This is a genomic window from Actinophytocola sediminis (genome assembly GCF_054779715.1).
On the sequence record NZ_BAAGXS010000069.1, the window covers coordinates 22,681 to 35,524 of the forward strand.

At 70.3% G+C, this 12,844-nt stretch carries 12 protein-coding genes and 1 pseudogene; 5 read left to right on the top strand and 8 right to left on the bottom strand.

All coding sequences use genetic code 11. The features are described 5' to 3' along the window. Positions 1–137 precede the first annotated feature (137 nt). From ACYVIP_RS32365 to ACYVIP_RS32375, 3 genes are read right to left on the bottom strand one after another with little or no spacing between them, the layout of a single operon-like run. A complete protein-coding gene (locus ACYVIP_RS32365) occupies positions 138–947 on the bottom strand; it encodes an enoyl-CoA hydratase/isomerase family protein (protein WP_460403292.1) in 810 nt (269 codons plus the stop codon). A gap of 10 nt (positions 948–957) precedes the next feature. After that, positions 958–1,758, bottom strand: coding sequence for a siderophore-interacting protein (locus tag ACYVIP_RS32370; RefSeq protein ID WP_460403294.1), 801 nt, complete (start codon positions 1,756–1,758; stop codon positions 958–960). Then, positions 1,755–3,074 (bottom strand): lysine N(6)-hydroxylase/L-ornithine N(5)-oxygenase family protein, encoded by a 1,320-nt coding sequence (locus tag ACYVIP_RS32375; RefSeq protein WP_460403296.1) that lies wholly within the window; start codon positions 3,072–3,074, stop codon positions 1,755–1,757. Before ACYVIP_RS32375 ends, ACYVIP_RS32370 begins: the two co-directional genes overlap by 4 nt. A 114-nt stretch (positions 3,075–3,188) precedes the next feature. Here ACYVIP_RS32375 and ACYVIP_RS32380 point away from each other — a divergent pair, with 114 nt between their 5' ends. The 3 genes and pseudogenes from ACYVIP_RS32380 (at position 3,189) to ACYVIP_RS32390 (ending at position 5,246) form a co-directional block, all read left to right on the top strand. Beyond that, positions 3,189–4,136, top strand: a complete 948-nt coding sequence (locus tag ACYVIP_RS32380) for a methionyl-tRNA formyltransferase (protein ID WP_460403298.1) — start codon at positions 3,189–3,191, stop codon at positions 4,134–4,136. 83 nt (positions 4,137–4,219) lie between these two features. After that, positions 4,220–4,477 (top strand): annotated as a pseudogene (locus ACYVIP_RS32385) (MBL fold metallo-hydrolase); the annotation flags it as partial. Continuing rightward, on the top strand, positions 4,434–5,246 hold the full coding sequence (locus ACYVIP_RS32390) for an MBL fold metallo-hydrolase (RefSeq protein WP_460403300.1): 813 nt from the start codon (positions 4,434–4,436) through the stop codon (positions 5,244–5,246). The pseudogene ACYVIP_RS32385 and the gene ACYVIP_RS32390, both read left to right, overlap by 44 nt. Here the strand turns inward: ACYVIP_RS32390 and ACYVIP_RS32395 are convergent. From ACYVIP_RS32395 to ACYVIP_RS32415, 5 genes are all read right to left on the bottom strand, one after another. Further along, complete coding sequence (locus ACYVIP_RS32395) at positions 5,243–5,452, bottom strand: hypothetical protein (RefSeq protein ID WP_460403302.1); 210 nt, start codon at positions 5,450–5,452, stop codon at positions 5,243–5,245. The genes ACYVIP_RS32390 and ACYVIP_RS32395 overlap by 4 nt on opposite strands. A 297-nt stretch (positions 5,453–5,749) precedes the next feature. Next, positions 5,750–6,544 (bottom strand): SWIM zinc finger family protein, encoded by a 795-nt coding sequence (locus tag ACYVIP_RS32400; RefSeq protein WP_460403304.1) that lies wholly within the window; start codon positions 6,542–6,544, stop codon positions 5,750–5,752. Then, a complete protein-coding gene (locus ACYVIP_RS32405; protein WP_460403376.1) occupies positions 6,541–8,994 on the bottom strand; it encodes a DEAD/DEAH box helicase in 2,454 nt (817 codons plus the stop codon). The genes ACYVIP_RS32400 and ACYVIP_RS32405 overlap by 4 nt, the downstream gene beginning before the upstream one ends. Positions 8,995–9,084: 90 nt before the next feature. Next, positions 9,085–9,900, bottom strand: coding sequence for an ABC transporter permease (locus tag ACYVIP_RS32410; protein WP_460403306.1), 816 nt, complete (start codon positions 9,898–9,900; stop codon positions 9,085–9,087). Further along, on the bottom strand, positions 9,897–10,856 hold the full coding sequence (locus tag ACYVIP_RS32415) for an ATP-binding cassette domain-containing protein (protein WP_460403308.1): 960 nt from the start codon (positions 10,854–10,856) through the stop codon (positions 9,897–9,899). Before ACYVIP_RS32415 ends, ACYVIP_RS32410 begins: the two co-directional genes overlap by 4 nt. An 80-nt stretch (positions 10,857–10,936) precedes the next feature. On the opposite strand from ACYVIP_RS32415, the gene ACYVIP_RS32420 reads away from it, so the two are divergent. Together ACYVIP_RS32420 and ACYVIP_RS32425 are read left to right on the top strand one after the other, a co-directional pair. Beyond that, positions 10,937–11,722: a TetR/AcrR family transcriptional regulator gene (locus tag ACYVIP_RS32420; protein WP_460403310.1), complete on the top strand. Its 786-nt coding sequence runs from the start codon at positions 10,937–10,939 to the stop codon at positions 11,720–11,722. Positions 11,723–11,854: 132 nt separating this feature from the next. Continuing rightward, on the top strand, positions 11,855–12,748 hold the full coding sequence (locus ACYVIP_RS32425; protein WP_460403312.1) for a bile acid:sodium symporter family protein: 894 nt from the start codon (positions 11,855–11,857) through the stop codon (positions 12,746–12,748). Positions 12,749–12,844: the final 96 nt, after the last annotated feature.

The window sequence follows — 12,844 nt, forward strand, 5'->3', positions numbered from 1 at the left end:
CCAGTACGACGTCGTTCTCCGGCCGGCCTAACTCCTCCGGTGCCGGCGCTTCCTTCATTACGGCCACACCTCACCCTCCTCCTGTCGAACGTCTCGGTTAGACGATAGCAGGAGTACTACATTGTGGAGCGGCGGTGCTACTCCGATGTCGGCCCGGAGAACGTGGGCCGGCGCTTCTCGCGAATGGCCGCGACCCCCTCGCGCACGTCCGGCCCGTCGAAGCCGAGGAACTCCAGCCCGAGCGAGGCGTCGAAGATCGGTCCCGCCTGCCGCAGCCAGTTGTTCAGCGCGTACTTGGTGAACCGCACCGCCGACTGCGAGCCGGCCGCGAGCCGGCGGGCCACCTTCAGCGCGGTCTCGTGCAGCTCGGCCTGCTCGACGCACAACGACACCAGGCCGATCCGCTCCGCCTCCTCACCGGAGAGCGGCTCGCAGGTCAGCAGGTGGTACTTGGCCTTGGCCATGCCGCACAGCAGCGGCCAGATGATCGCCGCGTGGTCGCCGGCGGCCACCCCGAGCTTGGTGTGCCCGTCGATGATCCTGGCGTCGCGCGCGGCGATCGACACGTCCGCGAGCAGCCCGGCGACCAGCCCGGCGCCGACCGCCGGTCCCTCGATCGCGGACACCACCGGCTTCGCGCAGTTGATCACGTTGTAGACCAGGTCGCGCGCCTCGCGCAGCACCCGGATCCGGACGGCGAAGTCCTGGGACATGTCGGTGACCAGGTCGAGGTCGCCGCCGGCGGAGAACACGCCGTCGGTGCCGCGGATGATCGCCACCCGCACGTCGGGGTCCTGGTCGATGCTCTGCCAGACGGCGGCCAGGTCCCGGTGACCCTGGTGCCCGACGGCGTTGAGCCTGCCGGGCGCGGACATGGCCACCTCGAGGATCCCGTCACCGAGATCGGCGAAGCGCAGGCTGGGGTACTGAGTGGAGTAGTCAATCACGACCCCATGCTTACTCCAGGGCACTCCCGAGCAGCCAGTACCCGGCGAAGTAGATCAGCTCCTTGTCGATCTCCCGCTCGTTGACGAAGTGCCGGCGCAGGTCCTTGATCGCGCTCGACTCGCCGGCCAGCCACAGGTACGGCTTGCCGGCGGGCAGCTCGGTCCGCCGGATCGCGTCGCACAGCAGCCCACCGCTGGTCGCCGCCCGCCCGCCACGCGACAGCCAGGTGACCCGCACGTCGGCGGCCGAGGCGATCGGCATCATCTCGGCGGTCGAGTCGACCTCGATGAACGCGTGCACCAGCCGGCCGGCCGGCTGGGCCTCGATGATCGCGGCGATCGCCGGCAGCGCGGTGTCGTCGCCGGCCAGCAGCAGCCAGTCGCTGTCGGCGGGCGGGGCGAACTCGTAGCCGAGGATCGGCTCGTGGTCCGCGTCCGGGGCGAGGATCGCCACCCGGTCGCCCGGCCTGGCCGCGCCCGCCCAGGCAGAGCCGGGGCCGGTGTCGCCGTGCAACACCATGTCCACGTCCAGCTCCAGCGTCTCCTGCCGGAAGTACCTGATCGTGTAGGTGCGCATGAACGGCCGCCGGTCCTCGGGCAGCGCGCGGTACTCGGGGTACCAGTCCGGCCCTTCCGGCACGGTCGGCTCGGTCTCGCCGGCCAGCGGGAAGAACAGCTTGATCCGCTGGTCGAGCCCGGCGCTGACGGCGCGGGCGAGATCCGGCCCGGTGAAGGTGACCCGCACCTGGTGCGGGGTCAGCCGCCGGACGCCGACCACCTCGGCGCGAAACAACGAGTAGGCCTGGCTCATGGGGCGCTCCAGCCGACGACGGCCAGCGGTGCGGCGCGGCTGGCGGTGATCGACCGCAGGATCTGCCCGACGCGCACCGCGGTCGTGGACAGCAGGGAGGAGGAGATGCCGTGCGTGTGCTCGGTGCTGCCCTGCAGGTACACCCCGGCGCGCAGCTCGTCGTCGGTGTCCACCCGGTAGTCGCGGGCCACCGCCGGTTGGCCGTCCTCGTCGCGCCGGCAGAGCAGGGCGAGGTTGCCGAGCAGGCGTAACGGGTCGGCGGGACGGTAGCCGGTGGCGTAGACCAGGACATCGCAGTCGAGCACGGTCTGCTCCTGGGTGGCGAGCGACTCGACGGTCACCCGCACGCCGTCGGCGCTCTCCACCGTGCGCGCGACGCGGGACACGTTGAGCAGCCGCAGCCTGCGCCGGCCGAGCACCTTCTCCCGGTAGGTCCGCCGGTACAGCTCCTCGATCAGGTCGGTGTCCACGACCGAGTAGTTCGTGTTGCCGTGGTAGCCGAGGATCATCTCCTTGACCTCCGCCGGCGCGCCGAAGAAATGGTCCACCGCCTCCGGGTCGAACACCCGGTTGGCGAACGGCGAGTCGTCCGACGGGCTGTAGCCGTAGCGGGCGAAGATCCCGCACACCTCGGCGTGCGGGAAGCGGTCGTGCAGGAACTTGGTCACCTCGGCGGCGCTCTGGCCCGCGCCGACCACCGCGACCCGCCGCGGGTTCTCGCCGAGCCGCTCGACCCGGTGGAGCAGGTCGCGGTTGTGCCACACCCGGTCGGACAGCCGGGCCCCGGTTGGCAGGCGCGGTTCCAGCCCGACGCCGAACACCAGGTTGCGCGCGCGGTAGGTCGTGGTGTCCGCGCCGTGGCGGGTGATCACGTCCATGGCGACGACCGTGCCGGCGTCGGTCACCGGCTCGACCGCGATGACCTCACGGTTGTAGTGCACCGAGTCCGCGACCCGGCGGGCCGCCCACTGCAGATAGTCGTGGAACTCGATCCGCAGCGGGAAAAGGGACTTCTGGTTGATGAAGTCGACCAGCCGGTCCGCACCGTGCAAATAGGACAGAAAGCTGAACTCACTGGTCGGGTTGCGCATGGTGACCAGGTCCTTGAGGAACGAGACCTGCATGGTGGCGTCCTCGATGAGCATGCCCCGGTGCCAGCCGAACTGTTGCTGGCGCTCCAGGAACAGCGCGCTGACCTGGTCTGTCGCCTGTTGGTTGTGCTCCGCGATGGCGATCGCCAGTGCGAGGTTCGACGGCCCGAAGCCGATCCCGACCACGTCGAGGACCGGACCCGTGTCGCTGGGTTGCTCTGGCATCAACCATCCTTCCCTCGACCTGGTTGCGGAGGTAAGCCTAACCTAATTGATTACGGTAAGGGTAGGCTCGCTTCACCTGAGTCACGGCTCACAGTTCACGGCGGAAGGGTTGTCATGCGCGTGGTCCTGTTCGGTTACCAGACCTGGGGATACCGCACGCTCGAAGCGGTGATCGCCGCCGAGCACGAGGTCGCCCTCGCGGTGACCCACCCCGCGTCCGACCACGCGTACGAGTCGATCTGGAACGACTCGGTGGCGGAACTGGCGCAGGCCACCGGAATCCCGGTGATCATGCGCAACCGGCCGGACGAGGACGTGGTCCGCGCGGTGAAGGACGCCGAGCCGGACATCATCGTGGCGAACAACTGGCGCACCTGGATTCCGCCGCACATCTTCGACCTGCCCCGGTTCGGCACGCTCAACGTGCACGACTCGCTGCTGCCGGCCTACGCGGGCTTCGCGCCGGTGATCTGGGCGCTGATCAACGGCGAGGCCGAGGTCGGCGTCACCGCGCACCTGATGAACGAGACCCTGGACGCGGGCGACATCGTGCTGCAGCGCGCGGTTCCGGTCGGGCCGACCGACACCGCGACCGATCTGTTCCACCGCACCGTCGACCTGATCGGGCCCATCGTGGTCGACGCGCTGGCCATGATCGCCGCCGGCAGGCGCGACTTCGTCACCCAGGACGCGTCGAGGGCGAGCTTCTTCCACAAACGGTCCATTGAGGACAGTCGGCTGGACTTCTCGTGGTCTGCGGCCGAGCTGGAGCGGTTGGTGCGCGCCCAGTCCGACCCGTACCCGAACGCCTTCTGTTACCACGGCCAGGCCAGGCTGCGGGTGATCGAGTCGGCGGTGTCGGCCAAGCGCTACGGCGGCACCCCCGGCCGGATCTTCATCAGGGAGGGCGACGGGGTGGCGATCGTGGCCGGCGCGGACGCCAGGTTCGGCCGCAACCACGCGCTGCTGGTCCGCCGGGTGCGGCTGGACGACGGCACGGAACTGCCCGCGACGGAGTACTTCCGCCGGATGGGCGGCTACCTGACCGCCCAGCCGGCCTGAGCCCCCGGCAACCCCCGGCGTCCACACTGGAGCCCTGGTCGGTTTGCTAAGTTCAGCGAACTAACGACAACGGGGGTGTCCGCATGTCGAACCACGCCTGGACCGAGCCGGGTGCCTTCGCGGTCGGCCGGGGCGTCTGGCGGATCCCGCTCCCGCTGCCGACCGACGGGCTGCGCGCGGTCAACGTCTACGCCATCGAGGCCGACGACGGGTTGGTGCTGGTCGACTCCGGCTGGGCGCTGGACATCGCCAAGGACGCGCTGGCCGGCGCGCTGGCCACCATCGGCCGCGACTTCGGTGACATCAGGCGGTTCCTGGTCACCCACGTACACCGGGACCACTACACCCTCGCGATCACGCTGCGCCGGATGTTCGGCTCGAAGGTGGCGCTTGGCATCGGCGAGCAGCCGTCGCTCAACCGGATCAGGTCCGGCCGGATGGACGGGCAGGCGCGGTCGATGGTGCGCTGGGGCGCGCAGTCGCTGGTCGCGCGCTGGGCCGAGGAGTTCGGCGCTCGGGGGGGAGTCGCGGGAGGACTCGGTCTACGAGGAGCCGGACGAGTGGCTCGATGGCGCCACCTTGCTCGACGTCGGCGACCGCACCCTGCTCGCCGTGCCCACCCCGGGACACACCCAGGGGCACGTGGTGTTCGTCGACGAGCGGGCAGGCGTGCTGTTCGCCGGCGACCACGTGCTGCCGCACATCACCCCGTCGATCGGGTTTGAGCCGGAGCCGGCGCGGTTACCGCTGGGGGACTACCTCGACAGCCTCAAGCTCCTGCGGTCCTATCCGGACCTTCAGCTGCTGCCGGCCCACGGTCCGGTCGCGCCGAGCGTGCACGCGCGGGTGAGCGAGTTGCTCGCCCACCATGACGAGCGGCTCGACGCCACCGAGCAGGCCGTGCGCGACGGCGCGGGCACCGCGTACGAAGCGGCGCTGCGGCTGGGGTGGACCCGCCGGCAGCGCCGCTTCGTCGATCTCGATCTGTTCAACCAAACGCTCGCGGCCGGGGAAACGGCCGCCCACCTCGACGTGCTGGTGGTGCGTGGCCGGCTCCGCTCGTCCACAGTGGACGGAGTGGTTGAGTATTCAGCTGTGCGAGTGGACTAGTCCTCAGTAGACTGCTGGCCGCCGTCGGGCGTGTCGAGCCCGAGCATCGCCAGCAGGTTCGCGCAGTCCTGTGCGTCGCTTGAGTGGTAGGCGACGGTGCGCGCCGCCTTGCGGTTCTGCACCGCGTAGTGCATTCTCTCGCTCGCCCGTGCCTCGGCGAAGCGGCCTTGCTCGATCGTCGGGCTGGCGTGTCTTGCCCAGGTCATGCGGCACCTTTCTGATCGGCCCACCGTGTTCGGCGAGCGCCTGTCGCGGCGTCCTCGCCGTTCGCGTTCCGGTGGGCACCAACGGCCCCTCCGTGGCCCCTCCGGCCGATGAACCGGGGGACTCCCGACGCCGGAATCCTGACACCCCGTGAGTAGGGCACACCACCCCGGGGGTGGTTTGGCCGCTCTCAGTGATCTACTTGATTTGGTCGCATTACCAGGTGGATGCCGGTTTTGCAAAGGCGATTCACGCTTTTTCCCAGTGTTCCCGGTATTTCATTCGGGTACGGACTGGGTTCATCCGGTCACGTGTGGTGGCCGATCCTCGGTGTTCAGTAGTGCGCTCAACCTGGTGGTGACCTCACTCTCCGCGCCCGTTTCGTCGCGCCGCAGTAGTTCTCGCGCGCGTGCCATCGCGCGGGTGCCGGCCGCCGTGAGCGCCGATGGGTCGACACCGGGTGCGTCCGGAAGGACCAACGGGAACACGTGTGGTGGCCGATCGTGCGCGCTCGGTGGCGGTACCGACCGGTTCGTGGTCCGTTCGCGGAGCTCGTCGGTCAGCGCCTGTTGGGCCCGGCCGCGCAACAGCAACAACACGAACGGGTCCGCGTCGAGCAACCACGAGGTCTGGAAACACACCGCGGCCGCGTGCTGGCACATCTCCCAGTCCGGGCAGTCACATTCGCCCCGAAGCTCGCCAAGACCGGGCAGTAGCGGGACATCGGCGTCCGCGGCGGCCTCGACCAACTCGTGCGGCATGTCCCGGTCGAGCAATGCCGCGAGATGTCCGGCCTTCGCGGTCACCTCGTCGAGGAACCGCTGCCACTGTTGGTCACTGAGACGGTCGACGAACACCACCGTGTGATACACGGCGTCCACGTCGGTGACCTGTGCGGTGAGTTGGCCTGGACTTACCGTGATCGGACCTACTCGACCGGCGTGTGCCAGTCTACGCCCCCGTTTGAGCGGGGCGGTGTCCATCGCGGTCTCCGCCATCGCCCGCAGCCACTCCTGCCCCCACCAGGTGCGGGCGAACCGGCCCGGCCGGCGTTGGGTCGCCGGGAAGGCGGGAAAGCCGACGGCCTCGGTCATCGCGCACCTCGCAGGGCAACCAGTTCGGTCAACTCGGCATCGGTCAGCTCGGTCAGCTCGGACACGTCCGTCTCCTGTGGACCGAGCACCGCCGCCGCGATGTCCTTCTTGGACTCCAGCATCGCGGCGATCCGGTCCTCCACGGTGCCCTCGGCGATCAGCCGGTGCACCTGGACCGGGCGCTGCTGGCCGATCCGGTGCGCGCGGTCGGTCGCCTGTGCCTCGACGGCGGGGTTCCACCAGCGGTCGTAGTGCACCACGTGGTCGGCGCGGGTCAGGTTCAGCCCGGTGCCGGCGGCCTTGAGGGACAGCAGGAACACCGGCGGTCGCGCGCTTTCCTGGAACTGGCTGACCAGCTCGTCGCGGCGGTGGACCGGGGTGCCGCCGTGCAACAGCCGCGTCGGCACGCCGCGCCCGGTCAGATGGCTCTCCAGCAGCCTGGCCATGGCGACGTACTGGGTGAACACCAGCAGCGCGCCGTCCTCGGCGCGGATCGTGTCCACCAGTTCGTCCAGCAGCTCCAGCTTGCCCGACCGGCCGGCCAGCGGGTCGGTCTGGCCGAGGTACTGCGCCGGGTGGTTGCAGATCTGCTTGAGCGAGGTCAGCAGCTTGAGCACCAGCCCACGCCGGCGCATCCCGCTCGCGGTGGCGATCTCGGCCATCGTCTCGCGCACCGCCGCCTGGTAGAGCCCGGCCTGCTCGGCGGTCAGCGCCACCGGCCGGTCGGTCTCGGTCTTGGGCGGCAGCTCCGGTGCGATGCCGGGGTCGGACTTGCGGCGGCGTAACAGGAACGGCCGCACCAGCCGGGAGAGTTGTTCGGCGGCAACGGTTCGGTCGCCCTGCTCGATGGGTTTGGCCCAGCGGGAGCGGAACGTGGCGTACGAGCCGAGCAGACCGGGGGTGGTCCAGTCGAGGATCGCCCACAGCTCGCCGAGGTTGTTCTCCACCGGGGTGCCGGTGAGCGCCACCCTGGCGGTGGCCGGGATGCGCCGCAGTGCCCGTGCGGTCTCCGAGCGCGGGTTCTTCACGTGCTGGGCCTCGTCGGCCACGACCAGGTCCCAGTCGGTGTCGGCGAGCCGCTCGGCGTCCAGGCGCATGGTGCCGTAGGTGGTCAGCACGAACCCCTCGTCGGCGATGGCGCGGCCGGAGCCGTGGAAGCGCGACACCGGGGTGCCCGGCGCGAACCGGGCGATCTCGCGCTCCCAGTTGCCGAGCAGCGATGCCGGGCAGACCACCAGCGTCGGTCCGGCGCCGCGGTGTAAGTGCAGCGCGATCAACGTGATCGTCTTGCCAAGGCCCATGTCGTCGGCAAGACAACCGCCGAGCCCGAGCGAGGTCATCCTGGCCAGCCAGCGCAGGCCGCGCAGCTGGTAGTCGCGCAGGGTCGCGCGCAGTGCCGGCGGCGGGTCGACCGGTGGCTCGTCGAGCTGGGCGCGCAGCCGTTCCAGTGGGCTCGACGGCGCGACCGGCACCCACGTGCCGTCGACCTGCGCGGTGCCGGTGAGCGCGGCGCCGAGCGCGTCGATCGCGGTGAGCGGCTTGAGGTCGCGCTCGCGGGCCTTGGCCACCAGGTCGGGCTCGACCAGCGTCCACCGGTCCCGCAGCCGCACCACCGGGCGCTGGGCGGCCGCGAGCTGGTCCAGCTCCTCGGCGGTGAGCACCTCGCCACCGGTGGCCAGCTGCCAGTTGAACTCGAACAGCTGGCCGACGCCGAAGAACGACGGCAGTCCAGTGTCCATAGTGGAGTCCACAGTGGAGTGCACGGCGGCCTGCGCGGTGAGGTCGCGGGCCAGCTCTCGCGGCCAGTGCACCTCGATCCCGGCCGCGGCCAGGCGGGTGCCGCCGTCGCCGAGCAGATCGAGCACCTCGGCGTCGTCGAGCACGAGCCGGTCGGGCACGGCGAGGTCGAGCAGCCGGTGCAGTGGCGGCCACACCTGTGCGGCGCGGCGCAACGTGAGCATCGCCTCGGAGTCCCCGCCCCACACCTGGGCGAGGTCGGCGACCGAGCCGGTGCGGTGCACCTGCACCACGGTGGTGAACGGCCCGGCGCCGAAGTCCCCGTCGGCCACCTCGAGCCGCAGCGACAGCCGGATGGCGGCCGCGGTGGGCAGCGCGGCCGCCCACTCGCGCAGGTGCGGCACGGCGGTCGCGGCCGGGCCGACGAACGCCGGGCCGTCCTCGGCCCTGGTCAGCGTGTCGGCCACCGCGTCGAAGAACGGCCGGGGATCGGGTCCGTCCGCGAACTCCACATCGGACGGTTCGAGTGGACTGACGACCCAGGCGTCGAAGCCGCCGGCGGTGACCGCCGGCAGCAGCCTGCCGTGCGCGACCAGCCGCAGCGCGGCGTGCGCGGCGGCCGACCAGAACGGCTGGGCCGCACCCGCGTCGAGCAGTACGGGCAACGCCTCGGCGACCGACAGCGTGCGCGTGTGCGCACCCGAGGTGAACACCAGCCGCCCGTGCCGGGGCGGGTCGGCCGTCGCGAGCACGACCGACCACCCGGAGAGATCTGCGGTTTCGAGCAAACGAGCCTCCTTTCCTCAGCGGCTGAGCCGGCTGAACCTGCGTACCGACAGCGGGAAGAACACCGCGACCAACACCAACGGCCAGACCACCGCCATCAGCACCGCGTTCTCCGCCACCCAGGAACCGCCGGTCCACCCCGGGTTGCCGAACAGTTCCCGTGCGGCGGCCGCTGTCGAGGACAACGGATTCCACTCCGCGATCGTGCCGAGCCAGCCCGGCATCGTCCCCGGGGCGACGAAGGTGTTGGCCAGGAAGCTCAAGGGCCAGATGATGATCTGGAACGCGCCGAGTGCCTCCTGGTTCCTGATCAGCAGCCCGAGGTAGATACCGATCCAGAGCATCGAGAACCGCAGCAGGAGCAGCAACCCGATGGCTCCGAGGGTAGCCGCGGGACTGCCGTGCGCCCGCCAACCCATGACCACGCCACAGGTGACGATCACCACCAGACCGGCGAGGGAGTTGAGCATGTCCGCGCCACACCGGCCGACGACCACGGCCGACGGCGCCATCGGCATCGACCGGAAGCGGTCGGTGACCCCGCGGGCGGCGTCGGCGTTGACCGCGAGCATGGTCGCCTCCATGCCGAACACCATCGTCATGGTGAACATGCCGGGCAGCAGGAAGTCGGTGTAGTCCGCGCCGCCCGGCATGTCCATCGCGCCGCCGAACAGGTAGCCGAAGATCAGCACCAACATCACCGGGAACAGCAGCCCGATGATCACCGGCGTCGGCTCGCGCACCCAGTGCATGAGGTCGCGGCGGGTGATCGTCCAGCCGTCGGCCACCGCCCAGCGCAGCCGGCCGCCCGGCGCGGGAGTCAACGTCGTCATGCCGGCACCTCCGTGTCGGTTCGCTTGCCGGTCAGGTGCAGGAAGACCTCGTCGAGGGTCGGCCGGCGCATGGCGATGTCCTCCACCGCCACCCCCGCGTCGGCCAGCGCGCGGATGGTGTCGGTGAGCGCGCCGAGCCGGTCGCGCACCGGCGCGCTGACCAGCCGGGCGTCGGCGTCGGTGCGCGGGGTGCCGCTGGTGACCGATCCGACGATTGTCGCGGTCCTGGCCAGCTCGGCGGTCTCGTGCACGATCACGTCCAGCCGGTCGCCGCCGAGCCGGGTCTTGAGCTCCTCTGGCGGGCCTTCGGCGATTACCCGGCCGGTGTCGATCACCGCGATCCGGCTGGCCAGCTGGTCGGCCTCGTCGAGGTACTGGGTGGTCAGCAGGACCGTCGTGCCGGCGCGGACCAGCGTGCGGACGGCGGTCCAGACCTCGGTGCGCCCGCGCGGGTCCAGCCCGGTGGTCGGTTCGTCGAGGAACAGCACCTTGGGGGCCAGGATCAGGCTGGCCGCGAGGTCCAGGCGCCGGCGCATGCCGCCGGAGAACCGTTTGACCGGCTTGGTCCCGGTGTCGGCCAGGTCGAACTGGTCGAGCAGCTCGCCGGCGCGGGCGCGGGCCGAGGCGGCCGGCAGGTGGTAGAGCCGGCCGAACAGCTCCAGGTTCTGCCGCGCGGAGAGCGCCTCGTCGACCGCGGCGTGCTGGCCGACCAGCCCGATGCTGGCGCGGACCCGGTCGGGCTGGCCGGCCACGTCGAACCCGGCGACCGTGGCGCGGCCGCCGTCCGGGCGCAGCAGGGTGGTCAGGATGCGTACCGCGGTGGTCTTGCCGGCGCCGTTGGGCCCGAGCAGGCCGAGGACCGTGCCGGCGGCGACGGTCAGGTCGATCCCGTCGAGCGCGGTCCGGTCACCGAAGCGTTTGCGTAAGCCCTCGGTCACGATCGTCGGATCGGTCACTCCTGGTCCTCCAAGATCGTACGGTGTACGGAGTAGAACGCTATCGTACATCGTACGGAGAAACTAGGATGTTACACATCATGGCGAAGCAATCCGAGGACCGGCACTACGGCGGTCGAGGCGACCCGGTCCGCAGCATGGAGCTGCTCTGGCGCGACGGGTCGGCCCCGGTGCGCGGCCGGGGCCCCAAACCCGCCCTGACCGTGGACCGGATCGTGGCCGTGGCCATTGAGCTGGCCGACGCCGATGGCCTCGGGGCGGTGTCCATGCGCCGGGTGGCCGACCGCCTCGGCGTCGGCACGATGTCGCTCTACACCTATGTCCCCGGCAAGGCCGAGCTGATCGACGTCATGTTCGACACCGTGCTGGGGGAGCCGGCCCCGCCGGCGGCGCCGACCTGGCGGGAGCGGCTGGAGCTGATCGCGTTCGGCAACCTGGCGATGTACCGCCGTCACCCGTGGCTGCTGACCGTGATGGCCAACTCCCGCCCGCCGCTCGGCCCCAACGGCATCGCCGCCTACGACCGTGACCTGCGCGCCGTGGACGGGATCGGCCTGTCCGACCTGGAGATGGACTCGGTGGTCACCCTGGTCTCGGTCTACGTGCAGGGCGCGGCCAACACCGCCATCGAGGCCGCCAGCACCGAGCACGCCACCGGCGTCTCCGACCTGGAGTGGTGGCGCACCTACGCCCCCCTGCTGGCGAAGGTCTTCGACCCGGTCAAGTACCCCGTCGCCGCCCGCGTCGGCGAGGTCGCCGGCCAGACCTACCAGGCCGCCTACGACCCCGACCACACCTTCCGCTTCGGCCTCACCCGCCTCCTGGACGGCATCCAGACCCTCATCGACCGGCCCCCACCGCCCTGAATGCCTCATTCGGGACGTTGAGCGTCGTCAATGCCTCATTCAGGGCAGTGGTGGTCGTGGGGCGCAAGTGGGTGACTCGAGCCGGCAACTGGGCTATTGCCATACCCAGGGTTTGTTGCGACTCTCCCGCGAATGACGTCCTCGTCCGCGACCACTACGGTCCTTCTGCCGATCGTCCTTGCGGTGATCATGCTCGGCCTCGGCCTCTCGCTGACCGTCGCCGATTTCAAACGGGTGGTCCGCTACCCGCGCGCCGCGGCGGTCGCGCTCACCTGCCAGATCGTCCTGCTGCCCGGGATCTGCCTCGGCCTGGTGCTGCTCTTCGACCTGCCGCCGGCGCTGGCGGTCGGCATGATGCTGCTGGTCGCCTCACCCGGCGGCACCACGGCCAACCTCTTCAGCCACCTGGCCAACGGAGACGTCGCACTCAACATCACCCTCACCGCGATCAACTCGGTACTGGCCGTGGTCACGCTCCCGATCGTGGTCAACCTGTCGCTGGACGGGTTCATGTCGGGTGACGACTCGATCGGCCTGCAACCGGACAAGATGCTCCAGGTCTTCGCGCTCGTGCTGGTCCCGGTTGCCGTCGGCATGGTCATCCGCAGGCGCGCCCCCGAGTTCACCGAGAAGCTGCACCGGCCGGTGAAGATCGCCTCGATCGTGGTGTTGGCCCTGCTCATCGGTGGTGCCATCTACCAGGAGCGGAACAACTTCGTCGACTACATGACCAGCGTCGGCCCGGTCGCGCTGCTGCTTCTGCTGCTGAGCCTCGCGGTCGGCTACTACGTGCCCCGCGCCTTCCAGATCCCCCGTGACCAGGCGGTGGCCGCCTCGTTCGAGATCGGCCTGCACAACAGCACGATCGCGATCGCCATCGCACTGAGCCCGACCCTGCTGAACAACCCGGAGATGGCCATCGCGCCCGCGGTCTACGCGCTGCTGAGCTTCCTGCCGGCCGGGCTGATCGCCTACTTCATGAGCAAGCGGACGAGCGAAAAGGTCCTGACCGGTCAAGCCAACTAGCGGGGTGCGTCACAACCCCGTTGCGCGGCGTGCGCCGACATCGGAAATACTGCCCAGTAATAAGCAAAGCTGACGGCCGTCAAGGTCGTCGGGATG